The organism is Streptomyces sp. NPDC005423 (assembly GCF_040606415.1).
In the GTDB taxonomy this organism is placed as follows: domain Bacteria; phylum Actinomycetota; class Actinomycetes; order Streptomycetales; family Streptomycetaceae; genus Streptomyces.
Map to the genome: position 1 here is coordinate 54,636 of NZ_JBEXET010000028.1, position 21,520 is coordinate 76,155.

At 71.7% G+C, this 21,520-nt stretch carries 21 protein-coding genes and 2 pseudogenes; 6 read left to right on the forward strand and 17 right to left on the reverse strand.

Annotated elements, in window-relative coordinates:
• The first annotated feature begins 56 nt into the window (after positions 1-56).
• Complete coding sequence (locus ABZT12_RS26215) at positions 57-794, forward strand: spermidine synthase (RefSeq protein WP_356388946.1); 738 nt, start codon at positions 57-59, stop codon at positions 792-794.
• 26 nt (positions 795-820) lie between these two features.
• Entirely contained in the window at positions 821-1,072 is a 252-nt protein-coding gene (locus ABZT12_RS26220) for a hypothetical protein (RefSeq protein WP_356389030.1), read from the forward strand.
• On the opposite strand, the pseudogene ABZT12_RS26225 reads toward ABZT12_RS26220, so the two are convergent.
• Together ABZT12_RS26225 and ABZT12_RS26230 are read right to left on the reverse strand one after the other, a co-directional pair.
• Positions 1,018-1,334, reverse strand: a pseudogene (locus ABZT12_RS26225) (alpha/beta hydrolase); the annotation flags it as partial. The gene ABZT12_RS26220 and the pseudogene ABZT12_RS26225 overlap by 55 nt on opposite strands.
• A gap of 235 nt (positions 1,335-1,569) precedes the next feature.
• Entirely contained in the window at positions 1,570-2,247 is a 678-nt protein-coding gene (locus ABZT12_RS26230) for a uracil-DNA glycosylase (RefSeq protein ID WP_356388948.1), read from the reverse strand.
• 212 nt (positions 2,248-2,459) lie between these two features.
• Between ABZT12_RS26230 and ABZT12_RS26235 the strand changes: the two genes are divergently transcribed.
• On the forward strand, positions 2,460-2,837 hold the full coding sequence (locus ABZT12_RS26235; protein WP_356388950.1) for a hypothetical protein: 378 nt from the start codon (positions 2,460-2,462) through the stop codon (positions 2,835-2,837).
• A 61-nt stretch (positions 2,838-2,898) separates the two neighbouring features.
• Here the strand turns inward: ABZT12_RS26235 and hypE are convergent, their stop codons facing one another.
• The 14 genes from hypE to ABZT12_RS26305 form a co-directional block, all read right to left on the reverse strand.
• The gene (gene hypE, locus ABZT12_RS26240) at positions 2,899-3,978 is read right to left on the reverse strand and encodes a hydrogenase expression/formation protein HypE (protein ID WP_356388952.1); all 1,080 of its coding nucleotides are present in this window, start codon (positions 3,976-3,978) and stop codon (positions 2,899-2,901) included.
• Entirely contained in the window at positions 3,971-5,098 is a 1,128-nt protein-coding gene (gene hypD, locus ABZT12_RS26245; RefSeq protein ID WP_356388954.1) for a hydrogenase formation protein HypD, read from the reverse strand. Before hypD ends, hypE begins: the two co-directional genes overlap by 8 nt.
• Complete coding sequence (locus tag ABZT12_RS26250; protein WP_356388956.1) at positions 5,095-5,400, reverse strand: HypC/HybG/HupF family hydrogenase formation chaperone; 306 nt, start codon at positions 5,398-5,400, stop codon at positions 5,095-5,097. The genes hypD and ABZT12_RS26250 overlap by 4 nt, the downstream gene beginning before the upstream one ends.
• Before the next feature lie 31 nt (positions 5,401-5,431).
• The gene (hypF, locus tag ABZT12_RS26255; RefSeq protein WP_356388958.1) at positions 5,432-7,828 is read right to left on the reverse strand and encodes a carbamoyltransferase HypF; all 2,397 of its coding nucleotides are present in this window, start codon (positions 7,826-7,828) and stop codon (positions 5,432-5,434) included.
• Positions 7,825-8,580: a hydrogenase nickel incorporation protein HypB gene (gene hypB, locus ABZT12_RS26260; protein ID WP_356388960.1), complete on the reverse strand. Its 756-nt coding sequence runs from the start codon at positions 8,578-8,580 to the stop codon at positions 7,825-7,827. The genes hypF and hypB overlap by 4 nt, the downstream gene beginning before the upstream one ends.
• A gap of 3 nt (positions 8,581-8,583) precedes the next feature.
• Entirely contained in the window at positions 8,584-8,982 is a 399-nt protein-coding gene (locus tag ABZT12_RS26265) for a hydrogenase maturation nickel metallochaperone HypA (protein ID WP_356388962.1), read from the reverse strand.
• A 268-nt stretch (positions 8,983-9,250) separates the two neighbouring features.
• Positions 9,251-9,796, reverse strand: a complete 546-nt coding sequence (locus tag ABZT12_RS26270; protein WP_356388964.1) for a hydrogenase maturation protease — start codon at positions 9,794-9,796, stop codon at positions 9,251-9,253.
• The gene (locus ABZT12_RS26275) at positions 9,793-11,223 is read right to left on the reverse strand and encodes a hypothetical protein (protein ID WP_356388966.1); all 1,431 of its coding nucleotides are present in this window, start codon (positions 11,221-11,223) and stop codon (positions 9,793-9,795) included. The genes ABZT12_RS26270 and ABZT12_RS26275 overlap by 4 nt, the downstream gene beginning before the upstream one ends.
• Positions 11,220-11,912, reverse strand: coding sequence for a DUF6084 family protein (locus ABZT12_RS26280; RefSeq protein ID WP_356388968.1), 693 nt, complete (start codon positions 11,910-11,912; stop codon positions 11,220-11,222). The genes ABZT12_RS26275 and ABZT12_RS26280 overlap by 4 nt, the downstream gene beginning before the upstream one ends.
• On the reverse strand, positions 11,909-12,550 hold the full coding sequence (locus tag ABZT12_RS26285; RefSeq protein ID WP_356388970.1) for a DUF5947 family protein: 642 nt from the start codon (positions 12,548-12,550) through the stop codon (positions 11,909-11,911). The genes ABZT12_RS26280 and ABZT12_RS26285 overlap by 4 nt, the downstream gene beginning before the upstream one ends.
• Positions 12,547-13,080, reverse strand: coding sequence for a hypothetical protein (locus ABZT12_RS26290; protein WP_356388972.1), 534 nt, complete (start codon positions 13,078-13,080; stop codon positions 12,547-12,549). The genes ABZT12_RS26285 and ABZT12_RS26290 overlap by 4 nt, the downstream gene beginning before the upstream one ends.
• Positions 13,077-14,861, reverse strand: a complete 1,785-nt coding sequence (locus ABZT12_RS26295; protein ID WP_356388974.1) for a nickel-dependent hydrogenase large subunit — start codon at positions 14,859-14,861, stop codon at positions 13,077-13,079. Before ABZT12_RS26295 ends, ABZT12_RS26290 begins: the two co-directional genes overlap by 4 nt.
• Before the next feature lie 83 nt (positions 14,862-14,944).
• Entirely contained in the window at positions 14,945-16,033 is a 1,089-nt protein-coding gene (locus tag ABZT12_RS26300; RefSeq protein ID WP_356388976.1) for a hydrogenase expression protein HypE, read from the reverse strand.
• A gap of 63 nt (positions 16,034-16,096) precedes the next feature.
• Entirely contained in the window at positions 16,097-17,878 is a 1,782-nt protein-coding gene (locus ABZT12_RS26305; RefSeq protein ID WP_356388978.1) for a hydrogenase maturation protein, read from the reverse strand.
• A gap of 321 nt (positions 17,879-18,199) precedes the next feature.
• Here ABZT12_RS26305 and ABZT12_RS26310 point away from each other — a divergent pair.
• The 3 genes and pseudogenes from ABZT12_RS26310 to ABZT12_RS26320 form a co-directional block, all read left to right on the forward strand.
• Positions 18,200-18,394 (forward strand): annotated as a pseudogene (locus ABZT12_RS26310) (uracil-DNA glycosylase); the annotation flags it as partial.
• A complete protein-coding gene (locus ABZT12_RS26315; protein WP_356388980.1) occupies positions 18,391-19,368 on the forward strand; it encodes a BadF/BadG/BcrA/BcrD ATPase family protein in 978 nt (325 codons plus the stop codon). The pseudogene ABZT12_RS26310 and the gene ABZT12_RS26315, both read left to right, overlap by 4 nt.
• Positions 19,369-19,478: 110 nt before the next feature.
• Positions 19,479-20,402: a hypothetical protein gene (locus ABZT12_RS26320; RefSeq protein WP_356388982.1), complete on the forward strand. Its 924-nt coding sequence runs from the start codon at positions 19,479-19,481 to the stop codon at positions 20,400-20,402.
• Between the two features lie 74 nt (positions 20,403-20,476).
• Here ABZT12_RS26320 and ABZT12_RS26325 read toward each other — a convergent pair whose 3' ends face one another.
• On the reverse strand, positions 20,477-21,508 hold the full coding sequence (locus tag ABZT12_RS26325; protein WP_356388984.1) for a lactonase family protein: 1,032 nt from the start codon (positions 21,506-21,508) through the stop codon (positions 20,477-20,479).
• Positions 21,509-21,520 lie beyond the last annotated feature (12 nt).

Below are 21,520 nucleotides of genomic sequence, written 5' to 3' on the forward strand. Positions count from 1 at the left end.
GAACGCGACGACTGCGCCGACGCCCACGTATCCACGAAGGTCTGAAAGGTGAACGAATGGGCCTGCGATTCGAGGAGATCGACTGGCAGCCGACACCCATCGGCGAGATCAGTCTGCGCCGGCGCCGTCACCCGGAGTCGGGCGCCGACGTGTACGAGGTGAAGCTCGGCGACGAGTTCCTGATGTCCAGCCTTTTCACCGCCGGCGAGATCGCGCTCACCGAGCTCGGACTGGCCGAACTGCCGGACACCGAACGGCCCGGACTGGACGTGGCCGTCGGCGGACTGGGGCTCGGCTACACCGCCCGGGCGGCCCTGGACGACCCCCGGGTGCGCTCGCTGGCCGTGATCGAAGCGCTTCCCCAAGTCATCGACTGGCACCGGCGGCACCTGGTACCCCTCGGAGCCCAGCTGACCTCGGACGCCCGCTGCCGCCTGGTGCACGGCGACTTCTTCGCGCTGGCCGCCGGCCCCCACGGCCTGGACCCCGAGGAGCCGGGCCGTCGCTTCCACGCCATCCTGCTGGACGTCGACCACTCACCGCGCCATGTGCTCCACCCACGCCACGCGGCCCTCTACCAGCCCGCCGGGCTCCGCGGGCTCGCCGAACACCTCCATCCCGGCGGGGTGTTCGCGCTGTGGTCGAACGACCCGCCCGACGACGGGTTCACCTCCACACTCACCGAGGTCTTCGCACAGGCAGCGGCCCAAGTCGTCGACTTCGACAACCCCCTGCAAGGCGGCACCTCGACCAATACCGTCTACGTGGCCCGGAAAGCACCGGGCACACCGTAGGACGGCGGCTCGGCCTTCGGAGAATCATGGACGCCCTGTCGCTCGCGCCTCCGACGACACTGCTCGATGCCGCCCGCCTGGACGCCGACCACACCTTCCGGACCGGCCTCGACTTCCCGCTCGACGGCATCGAGGCCCACGTTCTCCGGGGATGCGTGGCCGCGCGCCACAGCGGTACCGCCGACTTCCGCGCGCGGCGCATGGCACCCCACCGTGCGCCCCCCGCCTTGCGGAGCAACTCGCTGAGCTCGCCGGGCACGGTGATCACGCAGTCGTGACCGGTCGGCAACTCCCCCACCCGCACCGGCGAACCGTTGGGCTGTACGGCGGGGACGGGCGGGAGGGTGAAGCCTTCCGCGGTTCCGCCGGCGCAGCGGATGTGCGTGCGCGGGATCAGGTTCGCGGCCGGGTTGTCCAGCCGTACCGGTTCCTCCACGCAGCGCACCGGATGGTCCGACAGCACAGTTCGCAGCCACGCGACGTCAGCCGGGTCGGTGCCCCCCCGAACAGGCCGAGCGGGGGCGGCTGTTCCGGGGGCGGCGAAGATAACCCTGACTCCAGGCAGGCGCCCAGAAGATGCGGCGCCTGACACATGGCCGCAGCGTCAATCGGCCGGGCCCGCAACGGAGTTGGACATCCAAGGCCGTCGCCCGCTGAGCAGGGTGGAGCAGCCACCGAGACTCAGTGACACAGAGTCAACTGGACGGCGTGAGCGGGGACCGGACGCCGAACCAGCGCCCGGTGCCCCACTGCCGCGTGACAGCGGAGACCCTGGTCAGGGAAGAACCCAGTCCACCGGCTCCGCGCCCTGGCTTTTCAGGAAGTCGTTGGCCCGGCTGAAGGGGCGCGACCCGAAAAACCCCATGTCGGCCGAGCGCGGTGACGGATGAGCCGACTCCACCACCGGACAACGGTCGAGCAGCGGCCGCAGGTTGCGGGCATCCCTGCCCCACAGGATGGAAACGAGCGGCTTGTCCCGCTCGGCCAGCGCACGGATCGCCTGCTCCGTCACCGCCTCCCACCCCTTGTCACGATGCGACCCTGGCCGACCCGGCGCCACCGTCAACGCCCTGTTCAGAAGCAGCACGCCCTGCGCCGCCCACGGCGTCAGATCCCCGTTGGAGGGACGCGGCGCACCCAGGTCCCGGTGCATCTCCAGAAAGATGTTGTCCAGGCTCTGGGGCAGTCGGCGCACCTCGGGCGATACGGCGAAACTGAGCCCGATCGCCATACCCGGTGTGGGGTAGGGATCCTGACCGACGATCAGCACGCGAACGTCATCGAACGGCTGCTGGAAGGCGCGCAGGACATTTGCTCCGGCCGGCAGGTAGGTCCGGCCTGCCGCTATCTCCGCCCGGAGGAAATCCCCCATTGCCGCGACGTGTCCGGCCACCGGCTCAAGGGCCTTCGCCCAGCCCGCTTCCACAAGTTCACTCAAAGGTCGTGGTGCCACAGTGCGTCACTCTACTGGCCGACACCCACCCCGCGTACGCCGGAAGCCCTCGCGCGGGGAGCCACCCGTCAGGCGGGGCTCTCCCCGCGCCCTCGCACACCTGCGTAGCGGGAACGCCCGACATGCCCGGAATGCCACAAGGAGGGATAATTTACTGATGCTGGGTACGCGTGACGGCGTCCTCCACTGACCATGAGAAGGCAGACCGGACCATGTCGAAGAAACAACGTTCGTCCGAGCCACCCCACGGAACGGGCCCCAGCCGTCATCAGGGCACCGAGCAGCACGGCTGGTCGCCCGATGTGGATGAGACTCGCCAGCAGGACAACCCGAGCGCCCACCGCTCCTTCCATCCGGCTGAGGCGGCCGGGGAGAGGGGTCGAGGCCGGGCGAAGTCCCCGGAGGAGACGAAGCCCGTTCCGGGCGACACGACCGAGAGCCTCAGCGCGAGCGGCGAGGAGTACGGCGAAGCGCACGAGAAGGGCAGACGCGACACCGGACGCAGGGGCCGCTCCCAGCGCCCCAGCGGCACCAAGGACGCGTCTGCCACGACCGGCGTGGACCCGCAGGACCCGCCGTCCGAGCGCTGACCGGGGTCAACGGTCCGTTCGGCGACGGGCCTGGCGGGCTCCTCGACGAGCGGAGCCCGTCTCAGCAGATCCGCGGCAGTTGCTCACCGATCGGCAGATCGACCACCCGCGTTCCCCCGAGGCCGGTCCGGGCCACGACCATGCCGGGATGCGCCTCCACGGCCTCACCGATGATCATGGAGTCCGCGCCCAGGGGATGGGCTCGCATCGCCTCCAGGACGGCGTCGGCGTGCTCGCGCGGGACGAAGGCCACCAGCTTGCCCTCGTTGGCGATGTACATGGGGTCCAGTCCGAGAATGGCGCAGGCATTGGCCACAGCCGCCGGGACCGGGACGTCGCGTTCCCGGATGACCACGCCTGTGCCGGAGGCCTCCGCGATCTCGTTGAGCGAGGCCGCCAGGCCGCCCCGGGTGGGGTCGCGCAGGACGTGCAGATCCCGGGTTACGGCGAGCATCGCGTCCACCAGGCCGCCGAGCGCCGCGCAGTCGCTCTTGATCTCCACTCCGAATTCCAGGCCCTCGCGTACGCTCATGACCGCCACCCCATGGACACCGATGGCCCCGCTGACGATCACGACGTCGCCGGGGACGACCCGCTGCGGACGCAGATCGACGCCCACCGGGATGAGACCGATACCCGCGGTGTTGAGGTAGATCCCGTCGCCGTGGCCGGCCTCGACCACCTTGGTGTCGCCGGTGGCCACTTCCACGCCGGCGGTGCGCGCGGCCGCGCCCAGCGCCTCGGACACCCGTGTGACCACATCCAGCTCGACGCCCTCCTCCAGGATGAATCCGCAGGACAGGTAGGCGGCGCGGGCGCCGCTCATGGCGAGGTCGTTGACGGTGCCGTTGACCGCCAGGTCACCGATGCTGCCGCCGGGGAAGAACAGCGGCCGCACCACGTAGGAGTCGGTGGAGAACGCCAGTTGGGCTCCCCCCAGGGAGAAGACGGCGGCGTCGCCCAGCTGGGCGAGCACCTCGCCCCCGAAGGCGGGCGCGAAGATGCGCCGGACCAGTTCGGCGGAGAGGACTCCCCCGCCGCCGTGGCCCATGACGACACGCGGCCGGTCGCGCAGGGGCGCCGGACACGTCCACGCCTCGACGTCCAGGGCGGGAGCGGTGAGATGGGTCGTGTCAGACAACAGGGGTCGCCTCCCGGACGTTGGTGGTGGGCAGGTCCAGGCGCCGGTAGAGGTAGTACGCGGCGCAGGCACCCTCGCTGGAGACCATGGTGGCCCCCAGGGGTGTACGAGGCGTGCACAGGGTGCCGAAGGCCTCGCACTCGTGCGGCTTGAGGAGCCCCTGCAGGACCTCTCCGCTGCGGCACTCGGCCGGTTCCTCCGTCCGGATGTCGTCGACCGAAAACCGGTACTCGGCGTCGTGGTCACGGTACTTCGACGACAGCCGCCAGCCACTGTCGGGGATCACCCCGATGCCGCGCCAGGCACGGTCGGTGACCTCGAAGACGTCCTCCAGCATGGCCCGGGCGGCCGGGTTGCCCTCCGGGCGAACGGCACGGGCGTAGGCGTTGTCGACGGTGTGCTCACCGCGTTCGAGTTGATGGACGGCCCGGCGCACCCCTTCGAGGATGTCCAGTGGTTCGAAGCCCGTCACCACGATCGGAACGCGGAAGCGCTCGGCCAGTTCCGGGTACTCCCCCACGCCCATCACGCTGCAGACGTGCCCGGCCGCGAGGAAGCCCTGCACCCGGCAATTCGGCGACGACATGATCGCCTCGATGGCCGGCGGCACGCGGACGTGGGACACCAGCATGCTGAAGTTCGGGACGCCGAGTCTCCGGGCCTGATGGACCGTCATGGCGTTGGGGGGCGCGGTCGTCTCGAAACCGATGCCGAAGAACACCACCTCGCGGTCCGGGTTCCGCTGTGCGATCCGCAGCGCGTCGAGTGGCGAGTAGACGACACGCACGTCACCGCCCTCTCCCCGGACCTGGAACAGGTCCCGTCCGGTGCCGGGCACTCGCAGCATGTCACCGAAGGAGCAGAAGATCACCTTCGGCCGGGAGGCGATCTCCAGAGCCTTGTCGATGACCTCCAGCGGGGTCACGCACACCGGACAGCCGGGTCCATGGATCAACTCGACCTGTTCCGGCAGGAGTTGATCGATGCCGTGACGGATGATGCTGTGCGTCTGGCCTCCGCACACCTCCATCAGGGCCCACGGCCTGGTCACCGTGGCGTGGATGTCGTCAAGGAGCCGACGTGCCAGCTCCGGGTCCTGGAACTCGTCGATGTACTTCACTGCTTGTGCACCTCTTCCACCGGGTCCGCGCCTGCCTCTGCCGCCGCCATCTCCCAGGCGTCGCCGAACTCCGCCTGTAGCACGCCGAGTTCGGCGAAGAGTTCGAGGGTCTGCCGCGCCGACTCCTCGTCCAGTCGTTGCAGGGCGAACCCGACGTGCACGATGGCGTACTCGCCGACCTGGAGGTCGGGCAGGTACTCCAGGCACACCTCCTTGACCACGCCGCCGAAGTCGACGGTGGCCATCCGGGTGCCGTCCCGTTCCTCGATGTCCAGCACTCTGCCGGGTACCGCCAGGCACATGAGCCTCTCCTCGCTGTGGGTCGCGCGTTGCTCAGTCGGTGGGAGTGGAAAGGGGGGTGGTGCGGGCGGCCACCATCAGCTGGCCCAGCGCCAGGCCGCCGTCGCCCGGCGGCACCAGGCGGTGCCGCAGGACCGTGAAGCCGTCCTCGCGCAGGGTGGCGGAACAGGCCGAGGAGAGCAGCGTGTTGGCGAACACGCCGCCGGTCAGGACGACCGTGTCCAGCCCATGTCGCGCTCGCGCCGCCGCGCAGATCCCGCGCACCAGACCGGCCACACCCCGGTGGAAGCGGGCCGCGACCGCGGCCGGCTCGATGCCCCCGCGCAGGTCGCCGACGATCGCCGCAAGTACGGGTGCCGGGTCCGCCCGTACGACGCCACGCCCGCGCTCCTCCGACTCGACCAGGCCGAAGTCGTACGCGGTGGTGTCCTCAGTGGGCGCGCTCAGGGCCGCGCCCTCCAGCTCGACGGCGGCCTGTGCCTCGTATCCGGCTCGATGGCACACCCCGGCGAGAGAGGACACGGCGTCGAAGAGCCGGCCCATGCTGGACGTGGGGACACAGTTCAGGCCGCGCTCCAACTGCCTTTCCAAAAGGACGAGTTCGTCGGACGGGCAGGCTGTCGTACAGGCGAGGTCGTCGGACCAGCCGATGCCGGCCGCCCTCAGATGGGCCAGCGCCATCCGGTAGGGCCGACGCACCGTGGTGTCGCCACCGGGCAGCGGAACGTACGCGAGGTGCCCGAAGCGGGTGAAGCCGTCGTACTTCGCGAGCAGGAACTCCCCGCCCCACACGGCGCCGTCGTCACCGTGGCCCGTGCCGTCGAAGGCGACGCCGATCACGGCCCGGGTGCCGTCCAGCCCGTGCTCGGCCATCGCTGAGGCAACGTGCGCGTGATGGTGCTGGACACCCACGACGGGCCGGTGCGCCGCGTTCCGGTCGGCCCACCGGACGGAGCGGTAGCCGGGATGCTGGTCGGCCACCAGGGTCTCGGGCCGCACCCCCGTGATGGACTCCAACTGCGCCACCCCGCGCTCGAAGGCCCGCTGCGTGCCGACGTCGTCCATGTCGCCGATGTGCGCCGACAGCCAGGCTCGTCGGCCCGAGCCCAGGCAGAAGGCGTTCTTCAGGTCTCCGCCGACGGCGAGGGCCGGCCGCACGGGCAGGGGGAGGGAGACCGGCAACGGGGCGTAGCCGCGGGAGCGGCGGATCACCAGCGGCTCCCCGTCGCAGACGCGGGCAACGGAGTCGTCGCAGGGGACGTGGATCGGCCGGTCGTGCGTGAGCCAGGCGTCGGCCAGGTGCGCGAGCCGCTCCAGTGCCTCGGTGTCGTCGGTGACGATCGGCTCACCGGACACGTTGCCGCTGGTCATGACGAGCAGCCGGGGGCCGTCCGGGTCGCCGGGCAGGCCGAGCAGCAGATGGTGCAGGGGCGTGTACGGCAGCATCACACCGAGGTCGGGGCTGCCGGGCGCGACGGCGTCGGCGGGCTGCGGGTCCCCGGGCGCGTACGACGGGTGCGGACGCCGCCTCAGCAGTACGACCGGCCTGGCCCGGCCTTCGAGCAGGCTCCGCTCCTCGGGGCTCAGCCGGACGAGGTGACGGACGTCGTCCGCGGTCCTGGCCATGACGGCGAACGGCTTGTTCCCGCGCGCCTTGCGGCGGCGCAGCAGGCCGACCGCCGCCTGGTTCGCGGCATCGCAGGCCAGGTGGTAGCCGCCCAGGCCCTTCACGGCCAGGATCGCGCCCCGTGTCAGCAGTGCGCGCGCCTCGGTGACCGGGTCCACGCCGTCGACACCGCTGAGCACTTGCTGCTGGGTGACAAGCAGCCGCAGACGGGGCCCGCAGGCCGGGCAGGCGACCGGCTGTGCGTGGAAACGGCGGTCGGCCGGATCGGCGTACTCCCGCGCGCAGTCGGGGCACATCGCGAAGCCGGCCATGGTGGTGTTGGCCCGGTCGTACGGCACGCTGGTGACGATCGTGAAGCGTGGGCCGCAGTGGGTGCAGTTGACGAACGGGTGGCGGTAGCGGCGGTCCGCCGAGTCGGCCAGCTCGGCGAGGCAGTCGGCGCAGGTGGCGGAGTCGGGGGAGACCAGGGTGCGGGCCTGTCCGTCGGTGCGGGAGGCGAGGATGGTGAACGCGGTGCCGCCCGCCGGAGGCACCTCCCGGTGGTGGACGGACTCGACGCGGGCCAGTGGGGGTGCCTGGGCGGCGATCCGGTCGCAGAACCGGGCCACGGCCGCGGCGGTGCCCTCGACCTCCACCACGACGCCCTCAGGAGTGTTGGTCACGTGGCCGGCCAGGGCGAGTTCGGTGGCGAGGCCGTACAGGTAGGGCCTGAAGCCCACGCCCTGCACCACTCCCCGGACGGTGACCCGGCGGCGGCGCGGACGGTCTTGAGCGACGGCGGCCGGGGCCTGCGGAGCGCTCACGAACGGGTGGGTGCCATGGTGCCGGTGGCCTCCGTGTGCGGGTGCCCGTGACCGTGGTGATGGGACTGCCGGGCCATGACCGGCGAGTGGACGGGTGCGCCGTCCGCGGCTGCCATCGCCCTGTCGAGCAGCACGCCGACTCCCTGCCCCCGGCGTGCCGAGGTCAGGACCACCTCGACTCCCGGATTGACCTGCTGCACGTTCGCGCGGAACGCGGCCTCGTCGAACCCGACGGCCTCCGCGATGTCGGTCTTGGTGATGACGACCAGGTGCGCGAGACCGAAGGCGGTGGGGTACTTCAGCGGCTTGTCCTCGCCCTCCGTCACGGAGGCGAGGGTGACCCTCAGCGTCTCTCCCAGGTCGTAGGAGGCCGGGCAGACCAGGTTGCCGACGTTCTCCACGAACAGCAGCCGGGTGTCGTCGGGCAGCCATCCGTTCAGATGTCCGGCGAGCATCCCCGCCTCCAGATGGCACAGTCCGTCGGTCAGCACCTGTTTGACCGGAACGCCCGAACGCGCCAGGCGCGCCGCGTCGTTCTCGGTGGCGAGATCGGCGCTCAGCGCCGCGACGGGAACGGACCGCTCCCGCGCCCGCAGCAGTTCGCGCTCCAGCAGCGCGGTCTTGCCGCTGCCCGGACTGGACAGCAGGTTGACGATCGCGGTGCCTTGAGAGGAGAGGTGAGCGCGCAGCTCGTGGGCGCTCGCGTCGTTCTTCGCGAGCACGGCCTGCCGCAGGTCGACTGCACGGCACATGGTTCAGCACTCCTCGGAGATCGGTTCGCGGGTGGTCGGGTCCGTGGGGCCGCCGACCTCCCAGTGCACGTCGACGATCTGGAGCTCCCGGCCCGTGAGCAGGTCGGTACGCGTCCCTCCGCACTCGGGACAGGTCAGCCGAGGTGGCATGCCGACGGCCCATTCGTGGGCGCACGGCGTGCAGCGGGCCCGGCCCGGCACCGCTTCGGTGACCAGTTCGGCACCTTCCAGCAGGGTTCCGGCGCAGGCCAGTTCGAAGGAGAAGGCGAGTGCGTCGGGTACGACGCCGGCCAGTTCCCCCACCTGGAGCCCGACCGAGCGCACCGCCGTGACGCCTCCGGCTCGCGCGGCCGCCTCTGTCACCTGGTCGACGACGGCCAGCGCGACGGACATCTCGTGCATGGTCCCCGTCCTTCCGCGGTCCGGCTCCCGCCAGCCTTCATTAGAGGCGCGGCCGCCCGGGACGCATGGCCCGGCACGCCGTCACCGGCCGACGGGTACGCCGTTCGACGCAAGCGCACGGCACCCCGGGGTGGCGCCCGGTGCTCAACGGATCACATCCGTCGGATCCGCAGGTAGCGCCGGAGGTCGGGAAGCACCTCGGCGAACACGGCGACCATGGCGGCGAGGGCCGCTCCGCAGATGACGATCTTCTTCATCCCGTCTCTCCTCATGTCAATGCCTCAGCGCTTGAGGCCTGCGCCACGGACGGCTCGGCGCCCCGCAGCAGCTCTTCGATCAGCCGGACGGCCTCCGGTACGGCGTGGGACACCTGCGCACTGAGGCCGATGCCCTCGTCCACGGAGGCCGGTTCGCATCCGACGACCAAGACGCGGCGTGGTGGTCGCGCGCCGGTACCGGCGCAGAGGGTGTCCAGCAGCGCCAGGACGGCGTCGGGCGTCATCCGGTGGCCGTCCAGCGCCGGGGTGCCGAGTGAAGAGCTTCCGGCGCCGACGTCGTGTTCGATCACGTACAGGGTGCCGGGGGCTTCGCCGCGTGCTGTGGCGTCCACGAGGACGAGCGTGTCGTAGCCGTCCAGGAGCTGGTAGGCGAGGTGCATCCCGCGCACCCCGATGTCCACGACCTCGATGTCTCCGGGCAGGTCGCGCTCGGCGAGCCGGCGCGCGGTCTCCACGCCGAAACCGTCGTCGCCGAGGAAGATGTTGCCGATGCCCGCAACGAGAGTCCGTGCACGTGCCGCTGGAGGACGGTTCATGCGTCGTCCTCCAGCGGTGTGACCTCGTCGGGCTGGAAGTACAGGAACCGTCCCTGCTCGCGGCGGATGTCCGCGCCCGGGTCGCCCTCGACCGTGACCGCCAGGTGCACCCCGCCGTCGACATCGTGCAGCACCGCTTCCACCTCAGCGCTGCGGCCCCGCAGGAAGATGTCCTGCGCGTCGGTACGCCGCAGGCCCGGGTGCAGCTCGACGCGGCTGCCCTTGCCCACCGACCGGCCGTCCACGACCACACGGTCCCGCTCCGGGTCGAAGCCCGCCTCGCTCGCGGGGTCCCACCAGGGGGCGTCCGGCCGGGGCACCCCGTACTCGTCGGGAAAGCCTCCGTCCGGCGCGGCGGAGCCCGGGCCGGCCACTTCGCGCAGGCTCCGCACCGCTCCGTGCAGTCGCTCCAGAACCTCGGGCGGCAGCGAGTCCGCCAGCTCGATCACGGCCGCCGCCCGCGCGTCGGTGCCCCGGGCCTCGCGTTTCTCCTCCTCGGTGAGGGCCGCGGTGCGCAGCGCGAGGATCTCGTCGATCTCGGTGGCGTCGTAGAGCGCTCCGGGGCTTTCCGGCGCGATGGCCGGATGATCCTCCAGGATGATCGGCGAGGACAGCACGAGGTCGGCTCGGCCGGGCTCGCCGGCGAGTACGGGCCAGGTGTGCAGGTTGCGGCAGGCGGCGACCGCGCCCTTCGCCCACTCGGGGGGATCGGTCATCGACAGGAACGATCCGGCGCTGAGAGCCATGAGGAGGTGGGTGGCCACCAGGGAGTGCGGCAGCGCCGCGTCCCTGGTGGCGCCGCCGTCCTCGGGGGGTGTCCAGTCGCTGGTGTTCTCGATGACGGCGGTCAGCCGCATGGTCCGGTGGGGACCGTCGAGTTCGCGGGCGGACAGTTGGACCGTCCCGCCGACCTCCTCACACCGCCGGACCAGTCGGCCGACGGTGCGGCCCGCCGCGTCCAGGACCGGTTCGATGTCCTCGCGGGCGGGGCGCCGGAAGGGGTACGTGACGGCGTCGCCGAGAAGCTCGTCCACCGACGCGACTACCTCGACGCGCTCCTCGTCCCCCTCGTCCCAGGGCACCAACACCCGGTCGTCGAGACGGAGTTCGGGCACCGTGTCGAAGCCGCCGTCCGGGCAGGCCCGCTGCACCGTGCGCCGTCGGGCGCGCAGGAAGCGCACCTCGACCGAGAGGGTCGCACCCGCCTTCGGTTCCATCAGGCACTCGGTGTGCTGGAAGTCGTACTCCTCGCACTCGGCGCCCCAGCCGGGCGGCACGAGCACCCCGAACTGCCAGCGCATCCGGTTCTTGGCCGCCGAGGCTCGGTACGGGTAGAGCACATACCCCTCGAAGAGGACGGCGTCGGCCACCTGCCGGGCGAGGGCGAACCGCTCCTGCGTCTCGGAGGCGAACGCGGTCACGGTCACGGATCCGTCCTTCCCACGGTGCCGGTGAGCGCGCGCAGCGGGTCGCTCCGGGGCGGGTCCGCGGCACCGCTGTCGTCGAGCAGGGCCTTGAGGGCCGCTTCCCAAGAGGGCAGCGCGTGCCGGGAACGGTAGGCGAGGAGGGCGTCCATGGTGTCCCCCGGCAGCCGGATCCAGCCGCACCCAGGGAAGTGCTGCTCCAGCATCTCCCGCCAGGTGGCGACCGGCATCCGGAAGACCGCCTCCCGGTCCCACGGAACGGGTTCGACCTGGAAACCGCCGGCTCCGGTGAACGCCGTACCGGAGAAGAGCATCAGCAGCGGAACCTCACCGCCGGCGAGGGCGGTGAGGTAGCGGGTGGCGGCGACGTCCATGTCGTAGGTGCAGGGCACGACGAGGTCGGCTTCGGTCTCTCCGGTGAAACCGGGGACCATGAGTGGCACCTGGGCGAACTGCACCGGCTGGAGCGTGCTGCCCCAGCGTGAGCGCTCGCCGAAGAGGTCCGACAGCCCGTCGGCCTCGGCGGACTCGTAGGCCCGGCGGGCGGGTTCGATGCGGATCTGGCAGCGCAGCGCGAGGGCGTGCACACGCGCGTTGCCGGCGGCGGTGACGCGCAGCCGGAACACCAGGGTCGGTCCGGCGGCGTACCGGTCGGCGCGAACGCCGCCGCAGACGAAGGAGAACTCGGTCACGACCGCACCGCCTCGTCCACCGGCCGAGCGAGGCGCCGGACATCCGCGAAGAACGCGTCCAGAGCGGCGTGGGCCTCCGCTCCACCGTCGAAGCCCTGCCACAACAGGCGCATACGGCCGACGAGTTGGTAGCAGATGTCGATCGGTACCAGGTGGCATTCGCGGCGGCCGTCGGTGCGGCGCAGCAGCAGCGCCTCCACGTCGGGTTCGAGCAGTTCGGCGAGGCGGCTGCCGCCGAGGACGTCCGTCCACGTGGCCGGCTCCAGTTCGCTCTCGGTGGCTCCGGCCGGGCTCGGGTAGAGGGCGACCAGCCGGTCGAGCTCCGCGTTGCGGAAGAGGAAGGCGACGCCGACCGGGATCCGCAGCGCCTCCCACGCGTTCTCTTCGAGGCGATGTCGGGGGTCGGTGAGGTAGCGGGCCGGGACCGTGCGGAAGCGGCCCGCGGCGGCGCCCGGCTGTCGCATCAGCAGCGAGCAGGGGGTGCAGGCGCAGACGAGGGCGCGTTTCTCGGTGTCGACGAGATGGCGGTGGTCCGCCTCCACCGTCACCCCGCACAGCTCGCACCGTTCGGGCCGCGGAGGTCTCTCGCCGAGGAACCGCCGCAGACCGGGCGTGCGCGTCGCCGGGGACGCCGTCATCGGGCCCCCGTCGGTGCCGTGCTGATCTGGAGCAGCGGGGGCCCGGCGGGTGCTGACCGTACGTCGACGGACCTGACCTCGGGTACGAAGCAGGCGAGCGCCGCCTCCGCGGCCTCCCGGGCGCCCGCGCCGGAGCCGCAACCGCAACCGCCGGTCTCCTGGACCCGCAACGTCACGGTGCCGCTCTCCTCGTCGAACTCCACGACCTCAAGGGCGTGTTCACGGACACTGCCGAGGGCCCGAGCGATGCGTGTGTCGCGGTCCTCGGGGTGCAGGTCGTGCAGAACCAACAGGCTCGCGACCAGTTCGTCACCGAGCAGTTCCGCCGAGGGGTCGCCGGGAGCGGAGGACAGCAGGTGCAGAATACGGGCCAGGCCGGCACCGTAGAAGTCCATGAGGGACCGGACGAGTTCCTCCGCGGCCGCGACGGCGGCCGGGTCGCCGCTCGCGGTCAGTCGCCCCAGCACCTCCTCGACACGGCGTCCGGCCTGCTCCGCGTTCACCGGCGCCGCCGCCGTCCTCGCGCTCATCCGCCCAGTCCGCTCAGGCCGGTGGGCACGTGCATCGACTTCACCGTCTTGCCGCCGCCGACGTACATGTGGACGCCACACGGCAGACAGGGGTCGAAGCTGCGGACGGCGCGCATGATGTCGATGCCCTTGAAGTTCTCCGGGGTGTTCTCCTCGAAGATGGGGGTGTTCTGCACGGCGTCCTCGTACGGGCCCGGCGTGCCGAAGGTGTCCCTGGTGCTGGCGTTCCAGGGGGTGGGCGGATACGGGTGGTAGTTGGCGATCTTGCCGTCGCGGATCACCATGTGGTGGGAGAGGACACCGCGGACCGCCTCGGTGAAACCGACGCCGACGGCCTCGTCCGGCACCTCGAACTTCTCCCAGGTCTGGGTGCGTCCGGCGCGGACCTCTTCCAGGCCCTTCTCCGCGAAGTGCAGCGCGATGGCGGCCGTGTAGGCCTGGAAGTAGGTGCGCGCGCGGTTGCGTTCCAGCGCGTTGCTCCACTTCGGGATCTTCCACTCGAAGCTGGTCTCGGGTCTGGTCATCGTGCGGGGCAGGTTGATGACCACGCTGTGGCCGGTGGCCTTCACGTAGCCGGTGTCGACGAGTCCGGACAGGGCTGTCGACCACAGGCGGGCGAGGGGACCGCCGCCGGTGTCCAGGGCGAGGTGGTCCTTGCCGTCGAACCAGCGCGGGGACATGACCCAGCTGTACTTGTCGTCGAAGTTCCGCTTCTGCGGAGCGGGGATGGTGTGCTGGTTCCACGGGTGGCGCGGGTCCACCGGATTACCGAGCGGGTCGTGCGTGACGAACTGCTCCTGGCCTTGCCAGTCCTGGTAGTAGGAGCTGCCCAGCAGGATGCGGATACCGAGGTTGATCTCGGTGAGGTCGTTGGTGACGAGTTTGCCGTCGACGACGATGCCGGGTGTGACGAACATCCGCCGGCCCCAGTCGGTCATGTTGGCGTAGGTGAAGTCGCAGTACTCGGGGTCGTTGAGGGCGCCCCAGCAGCCGAGCAGGACACGGCGGCGGCCCACTTCCTCGTAGCCGGGCAGCGCCTCGTAGAAGAAGTCGAACAGGTCGTCGTGCAGCGGCACGACCCGCTTCATGAACTCGACGTAGCGCATCAGCCGGCTGAGGTAGTCCGTGAAGAGCTGCACGGAGGCGATGGTTCCGACGCCGCCCGGGTAGAGCGTGGAGGGGTGCACATGGCGCCCCTCCATCAGGCAGAACATCTCCCGCGTGTAGCGGCTCACCTGGAGGGCTTCGCGGTAGAACTCCCCTTCGAGGGGGTTCAGCGAGCGCATGATGTCGGCGATGGTGCGGTAGCCGTGCTCGGCCGCGTGCGGGGCCTCGGTGCGCTCGGCGAGTTCGAGGACGCCGGGGTTGGTCTCCTTGACCATCTTCTCGCAGTAGTCGACCCCCACCAGGTTCTCCTGGAAGATGTTGTGGTCGAACATGTACTCCGCGGACTCGCCGAGGTTGATGATCCACTCAGCGAGGTGCGGGGGTTTCACGCCGTATGCCATGTTCTGCGCGTACACCGAGCAGGTCGCGTGGTTGTCGCCGCAGATCCCACAGATGCGGCTGGTGATGAAGTGCGCGTCGCGGGGGTCCTTGCCGCGCATGAAGACGCTGTAGCCGCGGAACACCGACGACGTGCTGTAGCACTCCGCGACCCTCTTCTGCTTGAAGTCGATCTTCGTGTGGATGCCCAGGCTGCCCACGATCCGGGTGATCGGATCCCAGGCCATCTCCACCAGGCCGCTGCCGTCGCCGGCCGCCTTCGTCGTCGGTGCCATCTGTGTGCCGTGCCCTTCGTTGCGCGGGAGGTTCGTGTGGGGGTGGGGTGCGCGAAGCGGAGCGGATTACCTGCGGCGGGCGCTCACCACGGGGGCCGGTATCCGGTCGTGATCTTGTCTCCTGTGCGGCGCCACTTGGGCTCCTTGTCCACCGTCCTGGCCGTGACGGACCGCAGCTTGCGGACCACGGCGCCGTAAGCTCCGCTGACGTTGCTCGACACCTTGGCGCCGGGAGGTTCGTCCATGAACGGCATGAACTTGTCGGGGAACCCGGGCATGGTGCAGGCGATGCAGATGCCGCCGACGTTGGGGCAGCCGCCGATCCCGTTCATCCAGCCGCGCTTGGGCACGTTGCACTTGACGACCGGCCCCCAGCAGCCCAGCTTGACCAGGCACGTCGGCGAGTCGTACGACAGGGCGAACTGACCCTGTTCGTAGTAGCCCGCGCGGTCGCAGCCCTCGTGCACGGTGGCCCCGAACAGCCAGGTCGGGCGCAGCTTGTCGTCCAGCGGGATCATCGGGGCGGCACCGGCCGCCTGGTAGAGAAGGTAGGTGAGCGTCTCGGAGAAGTTGTCGGGCTGGACGGGACAGCCGGGGACGCACACGATGGGAATGCCGGCGTGGGACTTCCAGCCCCAGCCGAGGTAGTCCGGCAGGCCCATCGCGCCGGTCGGGTTGCCCGCCATCGCGTGGATGCCGCCGTAGGTGGCGCAGGTGCCGATGGCGACGACCGCCAGGGCCTTCGGGGCGAGCCGGTCGATCCACTCGCTGGTGGTGATCGGCTGGCCCGTCTCCGGGTTGTCGCCGAAGCCGGACCAGTAGCCCTCGGGCTTGATCGCCTCGTTGGGGATGGAGCCCTCCACGACCAGGACGAACGGGTCGATCTCGCCCCGCTCCCCCTTGAAGAACCACTCGATGAACGTGTCCGAGCCGCCGACCGGGCCGCACTCGAAGTCGATGAGCGGCCAGTGGACCGCGATCTTCGGAAGACCCGGCAGCACGCCGAGCACGATCTCCTCGATGCTGGGTTGCATGGCCGCCGTCAACGCGACCGAGTCACCGTCGCAGCTCAGCCCCGCGTTGATCCAGAGGATGTGGATCGTGGGCGCCTCGTCGGCGGGCGCGCCGCCCGCGTTCGCAGCGCCCACCGTGCCCGGCGTCGCCTCAGTCATGATGCCGCCTCCTGGGGAGGTAAGGGATGAAGGCCTGTATTTCGACCGTCGCTTTTCTTCGTATCAGCCGTTCGACCGTGATGTGACGCCATCGAGGGCCGTTCCGGTGACATCGACGGCAAACGGGGCCTGTCCGGTGTGGGCAACCGCGGCCGGATCGAGGTGCGGCGGGGTGCGCAGTGGCCGCTCCTTGTGGACGAAGGAACGGCGCAGGGCGTGATAGGAGGCGCCCGGATCGTCGAAGGTCCGGCGCATCCGGGCCAACTCGCGCGCGCGGAAGCCGGCCAGCGGGGTCGTACTCTCCAGCCGCTCCAGCTCCGTCTTCTTCGCGGTGATCCGAGACGCCGTCGCCGGAAGGGACGCCAGACGCGCCGCCAGGGTGCCGACCTCGCGCGCGAACACGTCAGGTCCGCCCTCGACCACCCGGTCGACGAGCCCCAGGCGCAGCGCGCCCGCCGAGCTCACCGGCAGAGCCTCACGCATGAGCCGTTCCGCCGTCGCGGGGCCCACCCTGCGCGGCAGGGTGTGCGTCCAGTACTCCGATCCGTACAGGCCCATCAGGCGGTAGTGAGGGTTCAGCACGGCGCCCGAACGGCACCACACCTCGTCGGCCGCCAGGGCGAGCATCACCCCGCCCGCCGCGGCGTTGCCCGCGACCGCCGAGACCACCAGCCGGTCCGTCGTCGTCAGAACCGCCTCGACCAGATCGTCGATGGCGTTGATGTTCGCCCACGACTCGGCGGCAGGGTCGTCGGCGGCCTCGATGACATTGAGGTGGATCCCGTTGGAGAAGAAGTCCCGTTCGGCGCCCAGCACCAGCACCGACGTGGGCCGCCCACAGGCTTCCCGGTAGGCGTCCAGCAGCCGTCGGCACTGCTCCGTGCTCATGGCGCCGCCAGGGAAGGAGAACGAGAGGAAGCCCACGTTCCCGTCCTCCCGGTAGCGGATGTCCGCCCAGGTACGGTGCCGCACCGCGGGCAGGAGGGGCAGGACGCACTCGGGCAGCGGCGGCAGCCGGTCGCCAAGCGCCCGCACGGCGGGCAGTCTGAACGTGGGCGGCCGCCCGGACACGCGCCGGGGCCGCAGCTCGGGGATCCACACGGCGCCGTCCTTGGTAGCCCGGCAGACCGCCCCGGCCCGGGTGGCGAGCAGCTCGCCCGGACGGCCGCGCAGCACGCCCTCGGGATGGCCACCGTGCAGATACCACTCGGCGCCGAGCAGCACGTCCAGCACACCGGGCTGCGAGTCCGCCGCTCGCAGCTTGCGCAGAACGTCCCGGGCGGAGTCTTCGGCCCAGTCGATCCGCCGAACGCTCTGGTCGAGGTACGGACGCACGCGCGGGCGGGCGTCGGGCCCGCCTGCCGCGTCCTGCTTGAGCGGTACGTGGGTTCCCCCGGCGAAGCGCTCCACCGCGAGCATCACCGCCTCCAGCGCGGCCTCGGCGATCTCACCCCGGTACAGCTCGCTCTTGGACACCGGAGGCAGCCGGCAAGGTACGCAGGCCCAGACATCACCGGCGTCCATCTCCCCATCGGCCTGCAGGACGGTGACGCCCCACTGGTCGGCACCCTCGTGAATCGCCCAGTCCAGGGAGGACGGTCCCCGGTCGCCCACGGGCCCCGGATGGACGACGAAGCACGGATGCGCCCTCCACACCGCCTCGGGAATCGCCGTCCTCAGTATCGGCGCCACGATGAGCTGGGGTGCGTGCCGCCGCACGGTGTCCGGCAACGGGCCGCCGGGCAGGGCGAGTTCCACCGCCACGGTGTGGCCGCGGTCGCGCAGTTCGACGTGAACGCGCTGGGTGAGGCTGTTGAAAGCGCTGGCCAGGAGCAGGATGTGCACGGCTGCCTCCGGGGGAGGAACGGCAGGCGCGGATGGCCGCCGACCGCGATCCTCGGCCAGGACGGCCCGCGGTCCCCGACGACAGACGGGGGGGTCATCCGAAAGCGGGCACCTGTCCGCCGTCCGGCTTCACCGGCCCTCGCCCGCGGCGGCACCCATCACCGGCCCGTCCTCCGCACCCGCACACCACCGAAGCCCCTCAAGGCGGACGCCGCGGTCAGCGCTAGTCTTCCTCCTCATCGAGGTCATCGAGGTCACCGAGCCGGCCCAGCACGTGGCTCCGCCGGTCACCGGAAGGCGGGGAGCCCGTTGCATCCAGTTCCGCCGGTGTCGATCCCCGGGGGCCGGGACGCCCGCGGGCCGCGTCCGCTTCCCGGCGATCCGCTCCCCGTGGAGTCCGCGCGCTCCTGCCCCAGGTCGGCCGGCCGTGGTTTCCTCGGCTCCCGGCCGTTCAGCCGCGCCGACGACCCGCCGGTACGTCAGGGAGGGCCGCCGGTCGACCGGCGGCTGCCGTGACGGGGACGGGCGGGCCGGGGTTCCTCGCCGTGGACTCGGGCGGCTCCGGCCTGCGGGTCGTCCTCGACACCGGAGCCGGAAGGTCCGCCCGGGGCGGGTCGCGGGAGCCGGTCCGTACCGGTGCGCGGGGCATCGACCCCGGGCACCTCATGGAGCAACTTGTCAGTTTGGTACGTGAGTTGGGCACCAGGGTCGGGGTGACCGAGGTGGGGACCGCGGTGATCGGGGCCGCCGGGCTCGCCACCCTGGGGGACGGACTGCGGGCCGAACTGCCGGCCGCCCTGGCCCGGGAGTTCGGGGTGCGCACGGTCGCGCTGGCCGCCGACGCCGTCACCGCCTACGCCGGCGCCCTGGGACCGCGCCCCGGCGCCGTGCTCGCGGCCGGTACGGGAGTGATCGCGGTCGGCACGGACCTGACCGGCTGGCAGCGGGCGGACGGCTGGGGACACCTCCTGGGCGACTGCGGCGGCGGGGCCTGGGTCGGACGGGCCGGACTGGAGGCGGCGCTGCGCGCCCACGACGGCCGGGACGGCGGCTCGACGGCGCTACTGGCTCGCGCCGAGGCCCAGTTCGGGCCGGTTACCGGACTCCCCGGCCAGCTGTATCCGCGACCGGACCGGCCGGCCGTGCTCGCCTCCTTCGCACCCGGGGTGGCCGAATGCGCTCCCCGCGACCCGGTCGCCTCGGGCATCCTGCGCTCGGCGGCCCGGCACATGGCGGAGTCCGCCGCCGCGGTCTGCCCGCCGTCCGGCGAGCCCCAGATCGCCCTCACCGGTGGCCTGTTCAAGATGGGCGACCCCCTTCTCGTACCGCTGGACGAGGAGTTGACGACCCGACTGCCGTACGCGCGCCGGGTCGCGGCGGAGGGGGATCCGCTGCACGGGGCGGTACGGATCGCGGCCGGCCTGGCGGCGGGTGCGCTCGGCCTGCCCACGGACGGGCTGATGTTGGACGTGATCACCACAAAGGGATGAGAGGCCTACTTCTCGCCGGTACGGAACTCATCAGACAAAACCGGACGGATACCGCTCACCTGCACCCTCCCCGAACAGGGGAACCCAAGAAGCCAGTAACATGCGTCGCCATGAGCTCCCCCACTGGGCCCGCGTCCGGCCTCCCAGTTCGAATGCCGCGGCCTCGCCAGCCCGGACGGCACCGCCGACCCGAGCCGCTGGCGGCTCCCGCGGGCGCGCCCGCGCTCGTCCTCGCGGTGCCGGGGCCGCCCAGCGCCGCCACCCGCAGCCTCACCGAAGAGGTCGTGAGCATCGCGCGCTCCGAACTCCCCGGCCTCGACGCGCGCATCGGTTACCTCGACGGGGACGACACCGAGTTCCCCACACTCACCTCCGTGCTCGCGCACGCCGCCGAGGAACGCACGGCCCGCTACGAGCAGGCCAGAGCCGCCGGTTCGGAGGCCAAGGCACCCGACGGTCCGGTGGCCGTCGTCGTGCCGCTGCTGGCCGGCCCGGACAGCGCCCTGCTGCGCCGGCTCCGTCAGGCCGTCATGGACAGCCGGGTCGCGGCCGACCTCACCGACGCCCTCGGCCCGCACCCGCTGCTCGCCGAGGCACTGCACGTCCGGCTCTCCGAGGCGGGCCTCGCGCGCGCCGACCGGGCCCGGCTCTTCACCGTGGCGACCGCCGCGGACGGCATCATCCTGGCGTCGGTGGGCGGTGAGGAGGCCGTGCAGGCGGCCGGGATCACCGGCATGCTGCTGGCCGCGCGGCTCGCCGTGCCGGTCATGGCGGCGGCCCTGGACCAGGAGGGCTCGATCGCGGCGATCGCCGAGCAGCTGCGCTCCTCGGGTTCGCAGCAGCTGGCGCTGGCGCCGTACCTGATCGGCCCCGAAATCGACCCGGCGCTCCTCTCGGCCGCCGCCGAGGAGGCGGAGTGTTCCGCCGCCGAGCCGCTCGGCCCGTACCCGGCGATCGGCAAGCTGGCCCTGGCCAAGTACACGACGGCGCTGGGCATCGCCCCGCCCCAGCCGCAGGGCGCTCCGGTCCGCTGACGCCCCCGCACGCCGAAAGGGCCCGCTCCTGACCGACTCCGGAGCGGGCCCTTCGGCGTCTTCCGGCGCGGCGTTCAGCCGAGAACCACGCAGGACGCGGCCGGCACCTCGATCGCACCGCCGCGCAGCGGAACGCCCGTGGCCGGGTCGACGGCGAACCACGTCACGTCACCGGAGCGCTCGTTGGCCACGTAGAGGAAGCCGTCGGCCTCGGTGATCGCGCGCGGCCAGTGGCCCGCGCAGGGCACCGTTCCGACCAGGCGGAGCGCCTCGCCCTCGACGGCGAGGACGGACAGCGCGTCCTCGCCGCGGGTCGCCGTCCACACGAAGCGGCCGTCGGGCGAGGCGACGATGCCGGAGGGATACGCGTCGCCGGCCGGGGCGCCGGGCAGCACCTGGTTCTCGGTGAGCGGCTTCAGGGCGCCGTCGACGGCGTCCCAGCGGCACACGGTGACGGTCGGGCTGAGTTCGTTGAGTACGTAGGCGAGCGTGCCGTCCGGGTGGAAGGCGAGGTGACGGGGGCCCGAGCCGGGCCGGAGCGCGATCTCGCGGTGCGGTTCGGGGCGCCCCCGGGTCAGCGTGCACACCCGCACCGAGTCCGTGCCGAGGTCGACGCTGACCGCCCAGCGGCCGCTCGGGTCCGGCTGCACCTGGTGGGCGTGCGGGGTGCGCTGGCGCCGCTGGTCCGGTCCCGAGCCGGTGTGCCGGAGGAGTCCGGACGGGGCGTCCGCGAGGGTGCCGTCGCCGCGGACGGGTACGGCGGTGACGCTGCCGGAGCCGTAGTTGGCGGTCAGCACGTGGCCGGCGAAGACGCTGAGGTGCGTCGGGCCCGCGCCCTCGACCCGGACCAGCGGGCCGGCGAGTTCGGGCTTGTCACCGGTCACGCGGTACGCGGCGACCGCGCCCTCGGCCGTCTCGCTGACCGCGTAGAGGGTGCGGCCGTCGGGTGCGAGGGCCAGGTACGAGGGGTCGGGGACGTCGTCGACGGCGCTCAGTACGGTCAGCCCCCCGCTCTCCGGGTCGACGGCGGCCGTGACGACGCCGGGGCCGCCCGCCGCCGTGAACGACCCGATGAACGCCCGCCGTCGCCTGCCGCCCTCTGCCACCGCTGTCCCCTC